Raw genomic sequence first — 17,430 nt, 5'->3', positions numbered from 1 at the left:
TCTCTCCATCCCGAACAGGCCGCGCCCCGGCTCCCCATAATGCGCGGGTGACTGCCGCCCGACCCGACCGCCCCGGCTGGAACCGCAACGAACGCCTCGGGATTCTGAACGGGTGGCTGGTGTTCCTGGGCGACGGCTTTCTGAGCGTGTCGGTGGTGGTCGCGGGCTTCGCGGCGCGGCTGGGGGCACCCAACGCCATCATCGGCCTGCTGCCCGCCATCGCGGCGGGGGGGTGGATGCTCCCGCAACTGCTGGTGGCCTCAAGGGTGCGGCCCCTGGCCTACAAGTTGCCGGTGTACCGCTCGGCGGCGCTGGTGCGGATGCTGACTTACCTGGCGATGGTGGTGATCGCCGCGACGCTGGCCGGCCAGCCCGCGCTGTGCCTGACGCTGTTCGTGCTGGCGATGCTGCTCAACGCGCTGGCATCGGGCGTGGCGGGCCTGCCCTTCCTGGAGGTGGTGGGCAAGATCGTGCCGTCCGAGCGCCGCGCCGGGTTCTTCGCCACCCGCAACCTCTACGGTGGGCTGCTGGCCTTCGGGGCGGGGCTGGTCGTGCGCTGGATTCTGGCCTCGGGGCTGGCCTTTCCGCTGAACTACGCGCTGATCTTCCTGCTGGGCACCGTCGCCTATACGGTCGGGTACGGCATTTTCGGGCGGGTGACCGAACCCGCCGACACGCCTCTGCCGCCCGGCAACCTGCGGGAGGAGGTGCGTTCCATCCCGCAGACACTGGCCGACGGGCACTTCCGGGCCTTCCTGACCGTGCGGCTGCTACTGGCCGCCGCGAGCATGGGCGACCCCTTCTACGCGGTCTACCCGCTGCGGGAGCTGCACTACCCGCCGGCCACGCTGGGGGTGTTCGTGATGGCGCTGACCGGGGCGGCCCCGCTCTCGAACATCGTCTGGAAGCGGGTGGCCGAGCGCAAGGGATCGAGGCGCATCATCCGCTACGCCTCCTTTTTCGCGGGCCTGGCCCCGCTGGTGGCCCTCACGGTGGGGGCGCTGCACCTGCCGCCGGGAACGTACCTGCTGGTGTTCATCCTGTCCAGCGTGGCCCTGCAAGGCTTCAACCTGGGCCACACCAACCACCTGCTGAATCTCGCGCCGCCGGACGCTCGCAGCCGCTACATCGGCACGCTGAATACCCTGGTCGGCGCGGCGCTGTTCGCCCCGGTCCTGGGGGGACTGCTGGCCGACGCCGCCGGGTACCGGGCCGTGTTCGTCCTCAGCGCCGCCCTGTTCGCCGCCGCGTGGTGGCAGTGCGGCAAGCTGCGGCGGGACGCGTAGGAGGGGGTGGGCGTTAGGGATGAGGGGTTCGGAAGCTTCCCTAAGTCCTAACCCCCAACGCCTAACGCCTCCCCCTCAGTGCCCCAGGATCTTGCTCAGGAACGCCTTCGCCCGCTCGTGCTGGGGGTTGTTGTAAAAGGCTTCCGGCGTGGTGTCCTCCACGATGTTGCCCTGGTCGAAAAACAGGATGCGGTCGGCCACCTCGCGCGCGAAGCCCATCTCGTGGGTCACCACCAGCATGGTCATCCCGCTGCGGGCCAGCTCCTTCATCACGTCCAGCACTTCCTTGATCATCTCGGGGTCCAGCGCGCTGGTCGGCTCGTCGAACAGCATCACCTTGGGGTCCATCGCCAGAGCGCGCGCGATCGCCACCCGCTGCTGCTGCCCGCCCGAGAGCTGTGCCGGGTACTTGTGCGCCTGCTCCTCGATGCCCACGCGGCGCAGCAGTTCCAGCGCGCGCTTGTCCGCCTCGGCCTTGCCCGTCTTGCGGACGCGGGTGGGGGCCAGGGTGACGTTTTCGAGGACCGTGAGGTGGGGAAAGAGGTTGAAGGACTGAAAGACCATGCCGACTTCGCGGCGGATGGCGTCGAGGTTGCGGGCACCGTCGAGCGGAATGCCGTCCACGACGATGCTGCCGCCGTCATGGGGGTCGAGCGCGTTGATCGTGCGGATAAAGGTGCTCTTGCCGCTGCCGCTGGGGCCGATGACCACGACGACCTCGCCGGGCTGCACACTCATGCTCACGCCACGCAACGCCTGAAAGCTCCCGAAGTGCTTCTGCACGTCCTGGGCCACGATGATCGGTTCGGCCATGCCGGGAGTGTACACGTTGCGGCCGACCTGCCCGGCCGGAGCGGCGGGCCGCGTCAAAAGGCTGCCAAGGATGAGCCTATGCTAAGATTCAGCACTGCACACAGTCCCACCAACGCAGCCACACCAGGGGTGACGCCTCCACGTCACCGGAAGGGAACTTCATGAAACGAATCACCACTGTTCTTCTGCTCGGTACCGCCGCCGTCGCCTTCGCACAGGGCACCACCTTCCTGACCATCGGGTCGGGCAGCACCACCGGTGTCTATTTCCCGGTCGCCACCGGCATGGCGAAGATGATCAACGACGCGGGCCAGGGCGTGCGCGCCAACGCCCGCAGCACGGGCGGCAGCGTCTTTAACCTGAACGCGCTCGCCAGCGGCGAACTCGACGCCGCCATCGCGCAAAACGACGTCGTGTACTACGCCTACAAGGGGAGCGGCATCCAGGCGTTCCAGGGCAAGGCCAACACCAAACTCCGCACCATGGCCGTGCTGTACCCCGAAGTGCTGCACGTGATCGCGCGCAAGGACGCGGGCATCAACACGATCGCCGACCTGAAGGGCAAGCGCGTGGTGATCGGTGACCTGGGGTCGGGCACCGAGCAGACCGCGAAGCAGGTGCTGGAAGCCTACGGCCTGGGCTTCGACGACCTGGGCCAGGCCCTGCGCGTCTCGCCTGCCCAGGGCATCAGCCTGATGCAGGACAAGCGCGCCGATGCGCTGTTCTACACGGTCGGCGTGGGGGCCAGCGCCATCAGCCAGATCGCGCAGACCGTGGACGTGAAGGTCGTGCCGGTCAGCGGCAACCAGGCCGCCAGCCTGATCAAGAAGTACCCCTTCTACGTGCGCTACAACATCCCCGCCAAGAGCTACAAGGGCGTGGGCGCGACCGTGCCCAGCGTCGCCGTGCAGGCCGTGCTGGTGACCCCCACCGCCGTTCCCGAGGACGCTGTCTACAAGGCCATGAAGGCCGCCTTCGGCAACGAGGCCGAACTCAAGGGGCTGCACCCCAGCCTCGCGCAGAACTTCAGCTACGAGAAGGCCGTCAAGGGCCTGCCCGCGCCGCTGCACCCCGGCGCCGTGAAGTTCTTCAAGGAAAAGGGCCTGAACGTCAAGTAACCCGGCCCCCGGGGCTTTTCCGCGAGGGATCAGCCCAGAGGAGCCAGCCCAGAGAGACCCGTCAAGAGGGACCAGCACGCGCGAAGGACAGCGGCTGGCCCCTTTTTCGAGAAAGGCAATGAGTGAGACATGAGTGACCCGACCAGACCCGTCTCCAGTGACCCGGCCCTCGACCACAGCGGCATGACCGAGGGCGAGCGGCGCGCGCTGGAAATGGTGGAAGCCGCCGAGACGGGCGGACGCAAGCTGTACGGCTGGCAAAAGAGCCTGGTGACGGCGCTCGCCATCGCGTGGTGCCTCTTTCAGATGTATGCCGCGCAGGTGGGGACGCTCGATCCGCTGATCCTGCGCGCCACACACCTGGCCTTCGCGTTCGCGCTGGGGTATCTGGTGTTCCCCTTTCGCAAGACGCCCGGCGCAGCCCAGGTGGGCGTGCCGTGGTACGACTGGATTCTGGGCACGGTGGCCGTCGGGACCGCCGTCTACCTGATCACGCAGTACCCCACCATTGCCAACGTGCAGGGCGGCGTGCTGAACAGCACCGATGTCTGGGTGGGCAGCGCGATGGTCGTGCTGCTGCTGCTGGCCGCGTGGCGCACCATCGGCATCGCCATGCCCATCGTGGCGGGCGTGTTCATGCTGTACGCCCTGACTGGGCCGCGCGGCCTGATCCGGGGGGACCTGGGGCCGCAACTCCAGCTGCACGCCGGGCAGACCTGGCCGCAGGTGGTCGGGCAGCTTTTCGCCAACACCGAGGGCATCTTCGGCACCGCCATCGGCGTCAGCGCGCAGATCGTGTTCCTGTTCGTGCTGTTCGGCTCGGTGTTCGACAAGCTGGGCGCGGGCGAGTGGTTCATGAACGTGGCCCAGGGACTGCTGGGCGGCTTCCGGGGCGGCCCGGCCAAGGCCAGCGTGCTGAGCAGCGCCCTCAACGGCATCATCAGCGGCTCGGCGGTGTCGAACGTGGTGACCGGCGGGAACATCACCATCGGCACCATGAAGCGGGTCGGGTACAGTGCGGAAAAGGCCGGGGCCATCGAGGTCGCCAGCAGTTCCAACGGCCAGTTGATGCCGCCCGTCATGGGCGCCGCCGCCTTCATCATGGCGCAGAACCTCAACATCGAGTACCGCAGCCTGATCCTGGCCGCCGCCATTCCCGCCTTCCTGTGCTACTCGGCGCTGCTGGTCGTGACGCACATCGAGGCGCTGAAACTGGGGCTGCGCGGCCTGCCCCGCCATGAACTCCCGCGCGTGCGCCAGACGCTGCTGTCGGGCTGGTACTACCTCATTCCGCTGGGCTACCTGATCGGCACGCTGACCATCAACCCCGAGGCCACCCCCGAGCGGGTCGCGCTGAACACCATCTTCTTGATGATCGGGATGATGTTCGTGCAGGAGGCGTGGCGGGCCAGCCGCGACACACGCGGCGTGGGGCGCGGGCTGCTGGACGGCGGGCGGATGCTGATCGAGGCGTTCGAGGCCGGGGCCAGAAGCATGATCGGCATCGCCGTCGCCACCGCCGCCGCCGGGATCATCGTGGGCATCGTGACCATCACCGGGCTGGGCTTCGGGCTGGCGGACATCGTGCAACTGGTCAGCGAGGGCTTCCGCGCCTTCCTGACGGGGGCAGCGGGCCTGCTGCCGGGCGTGGACGCGGCGGCGGTCGCCTCGTTCGGCGCGATGCTGATCGTGCTGCTGATGGCGCAGCTGATCGCCCTGATTCTGGGCATGGGCCTGCCCACCACCGCCAACTACATCCTGATGAGCGCGCTGATCGTGCCCATCATCGCCAAGATCGCCGGGCTGGACGTGACCAACCCGGCACAGATGCTGCCGGTGCATATGTTCGTCTTCTACTTCGGCATCATGGCCGACAGCACGCCGCCGGTCGCGCTGGCCGCCTTCGCCGCCGCCGCGATCTCGGGCGGCAATCCGGTCGCGACGGGTATCCAGGCGTTCCAGTACGAGCTGCGAACGGCCCTGCTGGCGTACATGATGTTCTTTAATCCCGCGCTGCTGCTGATCGCCAATGGGCGGCTCGGCGGCGTGCCCTGGGCGGAAGCCGTCCCGATGATCCTGTTCGCGTTCATCGGCCTGGTGGCCTTCAGCGCCGCCACGCTGCGCTTCCTGCACCGCCGCACCAACCTGCTGCAAACGCTGCTGCTGCTGGTCGCGTCCTTCATCCTGATTATTCCCACGCATGTCGTGTGGAACCTCGCCGCGCTGGCCCTGATCGCGCTGGTGTACTTCTGGCAGAAGGCGGGGAGCCGGAGTGGGCCGCCTGCGGTGCCCTCGGCCGCCTGACCAGGCCGGCCGCTGTCAGGAACCAGGAGAAACCCCCAGCCTGCTCCGGCTGGGGGTTTCTCCTGGCTGATGGCTGAAAGCTGGCCGCTTACCTCGTCGCGATCTTCACGCGCCGCTCCAGCTGGTCGGTGAACAGCGTCATCACGGTGGTCAGGGCGAGGTAGACGCAGGCCACGGTGGTCAGGACGGGCACCGGCTGGAACGTCTCGCTGGAGACGCGCGACCCGGCCAGCGTGAGTTCCAGCAGGGCGATGGAGCTGGCGAGCGAGGAATCCTTGAGCAGGGCAACCAGGTTGTTGACCAGGGGCGGCACCACGACCCGCAGCGCCTGCGGCAGCACCACCGTCCGCATGGTCTGCCCGCCGCTGAGGCCCAGGCTGCGGGCCGCCTCACCCTGCCCGCGCGGAATGGCGAGGATGCCCGCGCGGATCACCTCGGCGTTGTAGGCGCCGACATTCAGCGCCAGCGCGATCACCGCCGACCAGAACTCGTTCAGCTCCAGATTGACGCCGATGGCCTTGAGCAGCGGCGGGAGCGCGTTGTACACGAACAGGATCTGCACCAGCAGCGGCGTGCCGCGAATCAGCCAGATGAACACGCTGGCGGGCGCCCGCACCAGCCACAGGCTGCTGGTCCGCATGATGCCCACGACGACACCGATGACGAGGCCGATCACGCCGCTGACCAGCGTGAGCTGGAGGGTCATCCTGGCCCCCTCCACGAACAGGTCGGCGCGGGGGCCGATGGGATCGGGCATCTGCCGCAGCACGGCCGTGATCAGGAAGAACAGCAGGATGAACGCGGCGGCGGCCCCCACCACCCAGCCCAGCAGGGCGAGGCCCCCGAGCGGCTGCCGCGGCGCGGCTTTGGGGACGGTCACGCCATGCCCCACAGCGGGAGCGAGAACCGTGAGATACGCTGGATTTTCATTGCGCCGATGATGGCACAGATGGGCGGCGGGTGGTAGCGCCTGCACCTGGCTCCCACACGGAGAAAATCCCCAGCCATATGGCCGGGGACGCGGGGGCGGCGGTGCAGGTCAGCGCCTCAGCGGCAGCGCACGTCCTGACCGAAGTACTGGTTGCTGATCTTGGCGTAGGTGCCGTTCTGTAGCGCCTTGGCCAGTGCGGCGTTCAGTTCCTTGAGGAGCGTGGTGTTGCCCTTCTTCACGGCCATACCGATGCGTTCCTTGAACAGCAGGTCGCCCTGTACCAGCTTGCCCTTCTGGGCCTTGACCAGATCGAGGCCGGTGAACTTGTCGCCCACCCAGGCGTCGGTCCGGCCCGCCATCAGCGCGGCCTGGGCATCGGTGTCCTTGGGGAAGGTCTTCACGTCGCCCACGCCGGGCACCTTGCTGACGTTTTCCAGGTACGTGGTGCCCACCTGCACCGCGACCGTCTTGCCCTTCAGGGCCTCCGCCGTCATGGGGCCGCCGGGCTTGGTGACGATCGCGCCGCCGGTACAGTAGTGCGGGTTGGCAAAGTCCACGGCCTTGCTGCGCTCGGGCGTGATGCCGTGGCTGGCGATCACGAAGTCGTAGCGGTCCTGGTTCAGCCCGATCAGCAGGTTGTCGAAGGGCTGCGTGACCCACTGCACCTTGAGGCCCAGCTGCTTGGCGAGCGCGTCGGCCAGGTCCACCTCGAAGCCGGTGAGCTGGTTGCCCTTCATCAGGTTAAAGGGCGGAAAGGCCCCCTCGGTGGCGATCTTGATGGTGCCGCTGCGCTTGATCTCGTCCCAGGGGCGGGCGGAAGCGGTGCTGGCGAGCAGGGACAGGGCGGTCAGGGTCAGCAAAGCTTTCTTGATCATGCGGGTTCCTCCGGTGCGTGTGCGTCCGGGACCCCGATAGGTGAGGCGGGGGCCGGTGATTTGAAGTGATGGGCCACTCTAGCGCCAGGTGAAGGGCAGGTAAAGGGAGCAAGCATGAGGACACCGGGGGGGGGTCGGGCAGAAACCGCGCCGCCTCCACGGGGGGAAGCGGCGCGGTGAAAGAACCCGCAGCGGGCGGCTTCAGTCGTCGGCAGAAATGACGGTAACCGAACCGGGCGTGCTGACCTCACTGCTGACGCTGGGTGCGCCGTACTCATAGCCCAGGCCGAGGGTGTCCGCCTGGCCGCGCGTGCCCGTCGGCGTGCCCCGGTCGATGGCGACCTCGGTCCCGTGGTCGAAGGCGTGCAGGCGGGTCTGGTCCAGCAGCAGCTCGATGTCGTCACCCGGCTGCAAGATGGCCTGGCCTTCGAGCTTGGCCGTCAGGGTCTGCCCGTCCACGTCGACCAGCAGGTCGGTCTGCGCGCCGAGCGGCTCGACGACCACGACCTTCCCGCGCAGCACGTTTGTGCCCTGCGGGATATCGGTCTGGCCGTGGCCGATCACGCCGACATGCTCGGGCCGGATGCCCATGTACACTTCCTGGCCCTCGTAGGCCCGCAGGCTCTGCGCCAGACGGCCCATCGCCGCGACGCGGCTCCCCCCCACGACGAATTCGCCGTTCTGCACCCGCGCCGCCAGGAAGTTCATGCTGGGGCTGCCGATAAACCCCGCCACGAAGCGGTTCTGCGGGAAGTCGTAGAGGTTCATGGGCGTATCCACCTGCATGATCAGCCCGTCACGCATCACCACGATGCGGTTGCCCAGGGTCATCGCCTCGACCTGATCGTGGGTCACGTAGATGATGGTGGCCCCCAGGCGGCGGTGGAGCTGGCTGATCTGGGCGCGCATCTCCACCCGCAGCTTGGCGTCGAGGTTGGAGAGCGGCTCGTCCATCAAAAAGACTTTCGGCTCGCGCACGATGGCGCGGCCCATCGCCACGCGCTGCCGCTGGCCGCCGGAAAGTTCCTTGGGCTTGCGCCCCAGCAGATGCTCGATCTGGAGAATCTTGGCGGCGTCACGCACCCGCTTGTCGATCTCGGCCTTGGGCGTCTTGCGGAGCTTCAGCCCGAAGGCCATGTTCTCGTAGACGTTCATGTGCGGATACAGCGCGTAGTTCTGGAAGACCATCGCGATGTCGCGGTCCTTGGGCGGCACGTCGTTCACCACGCGGTCACCGATGCGCAGCACGCCGCTGGAGATGTCCTCCAGACCCGCGATCATCCGCAGCGTGGTGCTTTTGCCGCAGCCCGACGGCCCGACAAAGACCATGAACTCGCGGTCCGCGATGTTCAGGTTGAAATCCTGCACCGCGTGCTGCTTGGTGCCGTACCACTTGTTGATGTTCTCCAGAACGACTTCCGCCATGACTGGCCTACCTTTCGCCCCATCTCTTGCCCGTGAATGTTTCCCCCTGGAGGGAGCCGGGCAACCGGGGTACAAGCGAGAATCCCGGGGTTTACGCTGACGCTGGGCTGACGGGTGAAGTTTACCACGCACGGGGTACCCGGCAGAGGCCCAGTGAGTGGTCCAGCCACCCCACCTCACGTCCGGCATGGGCCTCTGAAGAAAGGAAGGGAGGCGCAGGCCCACCGGCCCGCGCCTCCCCTGCCCTGCCCGGTTTCAGCTCGCCTGGCCGAACTGCATCCTGAAGACGAACTTGGTGACCTCACCCTTGAGGTTGTCGATCATGTCGTTGAACATGTTGGTGGCCTCGAACTTGTACTCGGTGAAGGGGTCGCGCTGGCCGTAGCCGCGCAGGCCGATGCCCTGCCGCAGCACGTCCATGCCGTGCAGGTGTTCTTTCCAGTGCTGGTCCACGACCTGAAGCAGCACGTACCGCGACAGGCTGTTGAGCATGGTGGGGCTGAGTTCTTCCCGGCGGCTGTCGAAGCTGTCGGCCACCGCCTCGATCAGGTGGGCGTGCGCGTCGGCGGGCGTCATGGTCCGCAGCGCCTCGAAGTCGTACGTTTCGAGCTGCGGCATGGCGTCGATCATGTCGGTCCGCAGGGTCTCCAGGTCCCAGCTTTCGGGGGCCTGGTCGGTGGGGGCGTGGTACGCGAGCTGCATCTCGGTGAAGTCCGCGATCATACCCTCGGTCGTCTCCTCCACGTCCTCGTCCGCGCCGAGCAGCACCTCGCGGCGCTGGGCGTAGATCTCGTCGCGCTGCTTGCTCATCACGTTGTCGAACTCCAGCAGCTGCTTGCGGGTGCCGAAGTTGCGGTCCTCCACGCGCGCCTGCGCCTTCTCGATGGCCCCGGTGACCATCTTGGCCTCGATGGGCTGGGTGTCGTCCATGCCCAGGCGGTCCATCATGGCGACCACGCGGTCGTTGGCAAAGAGGCGCATCAGGTCGTCCTCGAAGGAAACGTAAAAGCGGCTGCTGCCCGGGTCGCCCTGACGCCCGGCGCGGCCACGCAGCTGGTTGTCGATGCGGCGCGACTCGTGCCGCTCGGTGCCGATGATGTGCAGCCCCCCCAGCTCACGGACCCGCTCGCGGTCGGCGATGGTGTCGGCCTGGAGCTGCTGGGCCTGGCGGATAAAGTCGGGCACCATGCCGGGCAGTTTCATGCCGAGCTGTTCGGCCTCGGGGTCCTGGCGGCTGATGGCCTTGATGAAGGCCTCGGCCTCCGGCGCGAAGCGGCTGATGCCGAAGTTCTGCTCGATGGCCTCACCCAGGATATATTCGGCGTTGCCGCCCAGCATGATGTCGGTGCCGCGCCCGGCCATGTTGGTGGCGATGGTGACGGTGCCCGACCGGCCCGCCTGCGCGACGATGCTGGCCTCCTGCGCCTCGTACTTGGCGTTCAGGACGCTGTGGGGAATGCCCGCCGCCTTCAGCAGTTCGCTGAGCTGCTCGCTGGTGTCGATGCTGGCCGTGCCGATCAGGATGGGGCGGCCCGTGGCGTGCATCTGGGCCACTTCCTGCACGACCGCCTGATACTTGCCCATCCGGGTGCGGTACACCAGGTCCTCGGCGTCCTGGCGGATGATGGGCTTGTTGGTCGGGATCACCAGCACGTCCGAGCCGTAGATGTCGAGGAACTCCTTTTCCTCGGTCTTGGCCGTGCCGGTCATGCCCGCAAACTTGTTGTACAGCCGGAAGAAGTTCTGGTAGGTGATCGTGGCGAGCGTCTGGTTCTCGTTCTCGATCTTCACGCCTTCCTTGGCCTCGATGGCCTGGTGCAGCCCCTCGCCGTAGCGGCGGCCCGGCATCGAGCGGCCCGTGAACTCGTCGATGATGATGACTTCACCCTCGGCGTTCACGATGTAGTCCTTCTCGCGCTGGTACAGCTCGCGGGCGCGGATCGCCTGCGTGATCATGTGCGCCTTGTCCATGTTCTCGGGGCTGTAGAGGTCCGGGATCGAGAGCAGGCGCTCGATCTTGGAGATGCCGCCTTCGGTCACGTGGACCTGTTTGCCCTTCTCGTCGATGGTGTAGTCGCCGGTCGGCTCGGTGCGCTTGCCGGGTTCGGCGGGTTCGCCGCGTTGCAGGCGCTTGACCAGCTTGGCGTACACGTAATACAGGTCGGTGGCCTTTTCGGCGGCCCCCGAGATGATCAGCGGCGTGCGGGCCTCGTCGATCAGGATCGAGTCCACCTCGTCCACGATGGCGAAGTTCAGGGGCGAGTCGGCGCGCAGCACCAGTTGCTCGCGGCTCTGCGCCATGTTGTCGCGCAGGTAGTCGAAGCCCAGCTCACTGTTGGTGACGTAGGTGATGTCGCAGGCGTAGGCGGCCTGCTTCTCAAAGGGCTGCAAGTCGCGGTTCGCCAGGCCCACCGTCAGGCCCAGCGTGCGGTACAGCAGGCCCATTTCTTCCATCCCCACGCGCGCCAGGTAATCGTTCACGGTGACGAGGTGACAACCCTTGCCTTCCAGGGCATTGAGGGCCAGGGCCAGCGTGGCGACCAGCGTCTTGCCCTCGCCGGTGCGCATTTCCGCGATGCGGCCCTGGTGGAGCGCCGCGCCGCCGATCAACTGCACGTCGTAGTGACGCTTCCCGATGGAGCGGCGGCCCGCCTCCCGGATCAGGGCGAAGGCGGGGACGATCACGTCGTCGAGCGACTCGCCCCCCTCCTGCACGCGCTGACGAAGGGCCATAAAGGCCTCGGCGAGATTCCCGATTTTCATCGTTTCTTCTTCCAGCGCGTTCACCGGCTGCACCACCGTTTTCACGATGCGCTGCACGTCGCGCTGGTTGTTATCGAACACTTTGTTCAGGACACGGAACATGACACGCGAGTATAGCGCGTGGGCGGGGAGCACATGGATAGAGTTCAGTAAGGCGCTTGCAAGGAAGTTGAGTGAGGGAGGCTCAGGATGCGGAGGCCGATGGGGCCTGCCGCGTCAGGCCGGAACATTCGCCAACGGCGCATAGGCCACCGCACCCTCGCTGAGCGGGCTGGGGGCACGGCCCGCCCGGAGAGCGGCGGCCCCGGCCAGGGCGATCATCGCGCCGTTGTCGGTGTTCAGGCCCGCGCCGGGAAAGACGGCGCGGACGGGGCTGGCGGCGAAAGCTTCCCGTAGCGCCCGGTTCGCCGCGACGCCGCCGGACACCACCACCGTCTCCCGGCCCTGGGCCTGCGCGGCCCGCAAGGTCGTCCCCACCAGAAAGCGCACGGCGGCCCGCTCGAAGCCCGCCGCGAGGTCTTCCGGTTTCGCCCCGGCCTTGTGCGCGAGCAGCGCCGCCGTCTTCAGGCCGCTGAAGGAGAAGTCGAAGCCCTTCTGGCCCCGCAAAGGCTCCTTAAAGGGCACGGCGTCCGGGTCGCCCCGCCGCGCCGCCTCGCTGATGGCCGGGCCGCCGGGATACCCCAGGCCCGCCAGCCGGGCGATCTTGTCGAAGGCTTCCCCCGCCGCGTCGTCGCGCGTGGCCCCGACCAGCACATAGTCGCCCTCGCGCGGCACGTCGAACAGATGGGTGTGCCCGCCACTCACCACCAGCGCGAGGTAGGGGGCCTGCAACTCGGCCTCGCTCGCCGCCGCGAAGATGTGGCCTTCGAGGTGGTGGGCGGCATAGAAGGGCACGTCCAGCGCCTGCGCGAGGCCCTTGCCGTACATCAGCCCCACCAGCAGCGCCCCGACCAGGCCGGGGCCGGACGTGGCGGTCACCACGCCGATGTCGGCGACGGTCAGTCCAGCTTCGGCCAGCGCGGCCTCCAGCACCGCGTCGATGCGCTCGACATGCTCGCGGCTGGCCAGCTCGGGCATGACGCCGCCGTACTGGGCGTGGACGGTCTGCGACCAGACCCGGTTCGCCCGCACCTGCACCGACCCGTCTGCCGCCAGCTCCACCAGCCCCACGCCGGTGTCGTCGCAGGAGGTGTCAATGCCGAGGATGTACCGGGGAAGGTGCCGCTCGGAAGGGGGCCGCGCGCTGCTCATCGCGGGGGAGTGTAGCAGGGGTAGGCCAAACAGACGAGGCAGGAAGGCACCAACCCCCTGTACCCTGGACGCCTCTCAAGGAGAACCTTTCCCCATGCGTTTGCGCTGAACTTCCAGTCCTGAAGCGTCTGCCCGCCCTGTGCGGCGCGGGGTCACGTTCTCGTTCTGGAGGTTTTCACATGCACTGGTCGCATTCCTTTTACGCCCGGCAGGACGCCCTGACCGGCTGTTACCGCACGGACATCCATCCTTTTCACACGGCGCTGGCGGCGCGGGTGACGGCACACCGGGGGCGGCCCGGATCGCTGCTGGAGCTGGGAGCGGGTGGAGGGCAGTTTGCAGCGGTCGCGGCCCTGGCCGGGCATCAGGTCACGGCTCTGGACCTGTACGCAGGAGCCGGGGAACACACCCGGGAACTCGCCGCCCAGCATGGCGTCCCTCTGCGGACAATGACGGCAGATTTCTACACCGCCGACCCGGGCGGTCCCTTCGACGCCGTGTGCTACTGGGACGGCTTCGGCACCGGTGAGGACAACGAGCAGCGGCACCTGCTCTCGCGGGTGGCCGGGTGGCTCGCGCGGGGCGGCACCGCCTATGTGGACGTCTATACGCCGTGGTACTGGGCGCACCACGCGGGTTTCACTCGCCCCACTGGGCGCTACGTGCAGACCTACGGTTTCGACGCGGAGGCGTGCCGGATGCTCGACACCTACGCGCCGGAAGGCGAGGCGTCCTTCACGCAGTCGCTGCGCTGCTACAGCCCCGCCGACCTGCGCCTGCTGCTGGCCGGGACGGGCCTCACCCTGACAGAAGTGTGGCCGGGCGGCGCTTACGACCCGCAGGCAGGCGTGTACCACCCGGAGGTTCCACTGGGCGAGTGCATGATGTACGTGGCCGTCCTCCACCCCGCCTGATTACCAGTGGCGGGGGTCGGTGACGGGTTCCTCGGCCAGCAACCAGAGGGCGCGGCCCTGCGCGGCGGCGTCACGCTGGGCGCCGAGCAGCACCTGCTCCAGTTCGGCGCCCAGTTGCCGCTGCCGCCTGCGGAAGTGGCCGTAGTCGCACAGCACCAGCGCGAACCGGGCGGGGCGTGCGTCAGGGTCGGTCAGAACGTCGTACAGGGCGTCCCAGTTGCGCCCGAAGCTCTCGGTCAGGGCCAGACCGCGCAAAAAGGCCAGCATCAGGCTCTCCTTGTCGCGTACCTGCGAGAGGTCCACCTCGCGCACGGCCACCTGATACCCGGCGGCGACAATGCGCGGATCGTGGGGGGCCGTCTGGATGCCCTGGGGCGCCTCGGCAAAAACATTCATCACGGCCCTATTCTCCTGAAGGTGGTGTAGTGGTCGGCGCTGTAATAGCACTCGGCGTCCGGGGGGGTGAGGGCCGCGCAGACGATGCGCCGCGCGCCCCGGTCCCCCTCGCCCGGCGTGGGCACCGTGTACTCGTGGTAGCCGCCCCCGGCCCGCCGGGGCAAAATGCCCTCGCGGTTGCCGAACGCACTCCCGTCCTTGCGGTAGGGAAAGGGGCCGCGCGCCGCGATCAGCCGCAGCGTGCGCTGGCCCTCCGGCGGCAGGTCGCGGGCGGCGATGAAGGGCAGGCCGCTGACCGGGTCACGGGCCGGGCGGCTGGAGGGGGTTCCGGTCTGTGGCTGCCCAGTCCCCGTCTGCCCAGTCCCCGTCTGTCCAGTCTGCGTCTGCCCGTTCCCCGTCGTCCCGGTCCGGGCACTGGGGACATCACAGGCGGCGAGCAAGCCGGCCAGCAGCGCGGTGCCCAGCAGGCGGCCCAGCGAGAAAGGTGGACGGCGAAAGCTCACGCCCCGGAGTGTATGCCGCCCCCCGGGCCGCCCGCCTTGACTTTCCCTTGTCCACCCCGGATCAAAAGGAAGCGGGCAGAGGGTTCTCGTCCTCTGCCCTTAGCGCTCTGCCCTCTGCCCGTCACCTGCCCTACAGCCCCCCGTTCGGCAGCCGCCCCGCCCCCACCAGCAGCAGAATCAGCACGCCGACCACCACGCGGTACACGGCGAAGCCCTTGAAATTGTTGGTGGACACGAAGCGCAGCAGCCAGCCGATGGCGAGGTAAGCCACCCCGAAGCTGACGGCGGCTCCCAGCACCACATTCACGAGGCCGATCTGCGCCAGCAGGTCACGGCTCTTGATGAAGTCGATCAGGGCCGCGCCCCCCAGGGTCGGGATGCCCAGGTAGAAGCTGAATTTGGTGGCGGTCGGGCGGTCCAGGCCCATCAGCATGCCGCCCAGAATCGAGCTGGCGCTGCGCGAGAAGCCCGGCCACAGGATCGCCAGGCACTGCACTGCCCCGATCAGGAAGGAGCGCCCCACGCCGATCTGCTTGAGGTCATGCACGGCGGGTATGGCCTTGCGGCTCTCGATCAGCCACATCAGCACGCCGCCCACGATCAGCGCCCAGGCGACCACGCTGGGCCGGAACAGGTTCGCCTTGATGGTGTCCGCGAACAGCAGCCCCAGGATCACGGCGGGAATGCAGGCGACCACCACGCCCAGCCACAGCCGCTGCGTGGGCTGGTCACGGCCGATCACGCGGGCCTGCCCCGCGAAGTCGCGCCAGTAATACGCGAGCACGGCCAGGATCGCGCCGCCCTGGATCACCACCTCGAAGGTGTCCTTGATCTCCTTGGGCCAGGGCACGCCCATCAGGTTCCCGGCGACGATCAGGTGGCCGGTCGAGCTGATCGGCAAAAACTCGGTGATGCCCTCGACGATCCCGTAAATGATGGCGTAGAACCAGTCCATGTCCGGGGGAGCCTAACACTTCGGGCCGAAGGTGAACCTCACCCCAAAGGTGGAGACTGCCGGGGTGTCTTTTGACCTGTACCTTCAACGTTGGCACCTGTCCCCAGACGGCGAGCCGGTTCACACGCACAGCAGCGACCTGCTGCCGGTGCGCTGGCGGGGCGAGGCCGCCATGCTCAAGATTCCCCGTGAGGCCGAGGAGCGCCGCGGCGGCCTGCTGATGCGGTGGTGGCAGGGCGAGGGCGCCGCGCGGGTGCTGGCGCACGAGGAGAGCAGCGGGGCGCTGCTGCTGGAGCGGGTAACGGGGCCGCGCTCCCTGGTGCGGATGGTCCGCGCAGGACAGGATGATGAGGCTTCCCGGGTCCTCTGCGGGGTGACGGCCCGGCTGCATGTGCCGCGCCCCCAACCTCTGCCCGAGCTGGCACCGCTGGAGCGGTGGTTTCAGGCCCTGGAGGCGGCTTCCCGGCAGCACGGGGGGATTTTTGTGGAAGCGGCGGACACGGCCCGGCATCTTCTGGAGGCGCCGCGTGAGGTGGGCGTCCTGCACGGCGACCTCCACCACGAGAACGTGCTGGACGGCGGCGAGCGGGGCTGGCTGGCGATCGATCCCCACAGCCTGCTGGGCGAGCGCGGCTTCGACTACGCCAACCTCTTCTGCAACCCGGACCTGACGGTGGCCACGCGGCCAGGGCGTCTGGCGCGGCAGGTCCAAGTGGTCGGGGAGGCGGCCGGGTTGGAACGCGCACGCCTGCTGCAATGGGTCATCGCCTACGCGGGCCTCTCGGCCGCGTGGTGGCTGGAAGACGGCAGCCACGACGAGGCGCAGCCCGTGCTGGAGGTGGCCCGCATCGCTGCCGCCGAACTCGCCCGCTGACCCATCTGCTATACTTTCCGTTTGGGTGCCCCCGTGATCCCTGCCTGCGTGCGCTCGAGCGTCGCGCGCGGGCCTGGCCCAAAGAAGCGTCCTCCGACGAGAGGCTGGCACGTGGACGGCAAACTTTTCCCGAACAACGCTCAGGAGTTCAAATGTCGTACATCAGCATGAAGCAGCTTCTCGAAGCGGGCGTCCACTTCGGGCACGAGACCAAGCGCTGGAACCCCAAATTCAAGCGGTTCATCTTCGCCGAGCGCAACGGCATCTTCATCATCGACCTGCAAAAGACCCTCAAGCAGATCGACCGTTCCTTCGATTACATCAAGGACCTCTCCGAGCGCGGCGGCGTGATCCTGTTCGTGGGCACCAAGAAGCAGGCGCAGGAGATCGTGGAACTCGAAGCCCGCCGCACCGGCATGCCCTTCGTGACCAGCCGCTGGCTGGGCGGGATGCTCACCAACTTCCGCACCATGCGCACCCGCATCGACCGCCTGAACGAACTCGACGACATGTTCGAGTCGGGCCGCATCAACGACCGCCCCAAGGCCGAGCGCATCGAGCTGGGCGCCGAGCGTGAGCGGCTGCTGCGCTTCGTGGGCGGCATCCGCAAGATGACCCGCCTGCCCGACGCGATCTTCGTGGTGGACCCCACCAAGGAAGTCATCGCCGTGCAGGAAGCCAACAAGCTGGGGATTCCCGTGATCGCCCTGGCCGACACCGACTCCGACCCGGACGTGATCGACTACATCGTGCCCGGCAACGACGACGCGATCCGCAGCATCCAGCTGATCACCCACCGCATCGGTGACCTGATCGTGGAAGCGCGCGGCGGCGGCGAGGACGTGAGCGGCGAGCGCGTGGAAGGCGGCAGCGCCGACATCGAAGCGGCGGAGCAGGGCAGCGAGGGCGACACCGCCCAGCTGACCAGCAGCCAGGGCCGCGCGGGCTAAGCGCCCACCTCGCATCTCCGGGGGCGTGTCGGAGCGAGGCTCGGTCCGCCCCCTTTCTCAGGACAGATCTCA

The 17,430-nt window shown here is 67.9% G+C and carries 15 protein-coding genes; 6 read left to right on the top strand and 9 right to left on the bottom strand.

The genetic code is table 11. The features are described 5' to 3' along the window. The first annotated feature begins 47 nt into the window (after positions 1 to 47). Complete coding sequence (locus tag DEIPH_RS16370) at positions 48 to 1,286, top strand: MFS transporter (RefSeq protein ID WP_034360148.1); 1,239 nt, start codon at positions 48 to 50, stop codon at positions 1,284 to 1,286. Positions 1,287 to 1,361: 75 nt separating this feature from the next. On the opposite strand, the gene DEIPH_RS16365 is transcribed toward DEIPH_RS16370, so the two are convergent. Then, positions 1,362 to 2,099, bottom strand: coding sequence for an amino acid ABC transporter ATP-binding protein (locus DEIPH_RS16365; protein ID WP_034360340.1), 738 nt, complete (start codon positions 2,097 to 2,099; stop codon positions 1,362 to 1,364). A 161-nt stretch (positions 2,100 to 2,260) separates the two neighbouring features. Here DEIPH_RS16365 and DEIPH_RS16360 point away from each other — a divergent pair, with 161 nt between their 5' ends. Both DEIPH_RS16360 and DEIPH_RS16355 read left to right on the top strand, forming a co-directional pair. Beyond that, on the top strand, positions 2,261 to 3,217 hold the full coding sequence (locus DEIPH_RS16360; RefSeq protein WP_034360146.1) for a TAXI family TRAP transporter solute-binding subunit: 957 nt from the start codon (positions 2,261 to 2,263) through the stop codon (positions 3,215 to 3,217). A 129-nt stretch (positions 3,218 to 3,346) separates the two neighbouring features. After that, positions 3,347 to 5,521 carry a TRAP transporter permease gene (locus DEIPH_RS16355; RefSeq protein ID WP_200868186.1) on the top strand — a complete coding sequence of 725 codons (2,175 nt, stop codon included), beginning with the start codon at positions 3,347 to 3,349 and terminating at the stop codon, positions 5,519 to 5,521. Positions 5,522 to 5,609: 88 nt separating this feature from the next. Here DEIPH_RS16355 and DEIPH_RS16350 read toward each other — a convergent pair whose 3' ends face one another. From DEIPH_RS16350 to tsaD, 5 genes are all read right to left on the bottom strand, one after another. Further along, a complete protein-coding gene (locus tag DEIPH_RS16350; RefSeq protein ID WP_034360334.1) occupies positions 5,610 to 6,401 on the bottom strand; it encodes an amino acid ABC transporter permease in 792 nt (263 codons plus the stop codon). A 167-nt stretch (positions 6,402 to 6,568) separates the two neighbouring features. Then, on the bottom strand, positions 6,569 to 7,327 hold the full coding sequence (locus tag DEIPH_RS16345; RefSeq protein ID WP_200868185.1) for an ABC transporter substrate-binding protein: 759 nt from the start codon (positions 7,325 to 7,327) through the stop codon (positions 6,569 to 6,571). Positions 7,328 to 7,528: 201 nt separating this feature from the next. Continuing rightward, on the bottom strand, positions 7,529 to 8,752 hold the full coding sequence (locus DEIPH_RS16340; RefSeq protein WP_034360144.1) for an ABC transporter ATP-binding protein: 1,224 nt from the start codon (positions 8,750 to 8,752) through the stop codon (positions 7,529 to 7,531). A gap of 255 nt (positions 8,753 to 9,007) precedes the next feature. Further along, a complete protein-coding gene (secA, locus tag DEIPH_RS16335) occupies positions 9,008 to 11,617 on the bottom strand; it encodes a preprotein translocase subunit SecA (RefSeq protein WP_034360142.1) in 2,610 nt (869 codons plus the stop codon). 114 nt (positions 11,618 to 11,731) lie between these two features. Next, positions 11,732 to 12,766, bottom strand: a complete 1,035-nt coding sequence (gene tsaD / locus DEIPH_RS16330; RefSeq protein ID WP_051517459.1) for a tRNA (adenosine(37)-N6)-threonylcarbamoyltransferase complex transferase subunit TsaD — start codon at positions 12,764 to 12,766, stop codon at positions 11,732 to 11,734. Between the two features lie 179 nt (positions 12,767 to 12,945). Here tsaD and DEIPH_RS16325 point away from each other — a divergent pair, with 179 nt between their 5' ends. After that, positions 12,946 to 13,680: a class I SAM-dependent methyltransferase gene (locus DEIPH_RS16325; RefSeq protein WP_034360140.1), complete on the top strand. Its 735-nt coding sequence runs from the start codon at positions 12,946 to 12,948 to the stop codon at positions 13,678 to 13,680. Here the strand turns inward: DEIPH_RS16325 and DEIPH_RS16320 are convergent, their stop codons facing one another. From DEIPH_RS16320 to DEIPH_RS16310, 3 genes are all read right to left on the bottom strand, one after another. Further along, positions 13,681 to 14,079: a barstar family protein gene (locus DEIPH_RS16320; RefSeq protein ID WP_034360138.1), complete on the bottom strand. Its 399-nt coding sequence runs from the start codon at positions 14,077 to 14,079 to the stop codon at positions 13,681 to 13,683. Next, positions 14,076 to 14,579 carry a ribonuclease domain-containing protein gene (locus DEIPH_RS16315; protein ID WP_235183275.1) on the bottom strand — a complete coding sequence of 168 codons (504 nt, stop codon included), beginning with the start codon at positions 14,577 to 14,579 and terminating at the stop codon, positions 14,076 to 14,078. Before DEIPH_RS16315 ends, DEIPH_RS16320 begins: the two co-directional genes overlap by 4 nt. 130 nt (positions 14,580 to 14,709) lie before the next feature. After that, positions 14,710 to 15,534, bottom strand: coding sequence for an undecaprenyl-diphosphate phosphatase (locus tag DEIPH_RS16310; protein WP_034360136.1), 825 nt, complete (start codon positions 15,532 to 15,534; stop codon positions 14,710 to 14,712). Between the two features lie 64 nt (positions 15,535 to 15,598). Between DEIPH_RS16310 and DEIPH_RS16305 the strand changes: the two genes are divergently transcribed. Continuing rightward, positions 15,599 to 16,408 carry an aminoglycoside phosphotransferase family protein gene (locus tag DEIPH_RS16305; protein ID WP_034360134.1) on the top strand — a complete coding sequence of 270 codons (810 nt, stop codon included), beginning with the start codon at positions 15,599 to 15,601 and terminating at the stop codon, positions 16,406 to 16,408. A 152-nt stretch (positions 16,409 to 16,560) separates the two neighbouring features. Continuing rightward, a complete protein-coding gene (gene rpsB, locus DEIPH_RS16300; protein WP_034360132.1) occupies positions 16,561 to 17,358 on the top strand; it encodes a 30S ribosomal protein S2 in 798 nt (265 codons plus the stop codon). Positions 17,359 to 17,430: the final 72 nt, after the last annotated feature.

The sequence above is a fragment of the Deinococcus phoenicis genome (assembly GCF_000599865.1).
Lineage (GTDB): Bacteria > Deinococcota > Deinococci > Deinococcales > Deinococcaceae > Deinococcus > Deinococcus phoenicis.
Note: the sequence above shows the minus strand (reverse complement) of the source record. Positions and strands in the feature narration are given on the sequence as shown.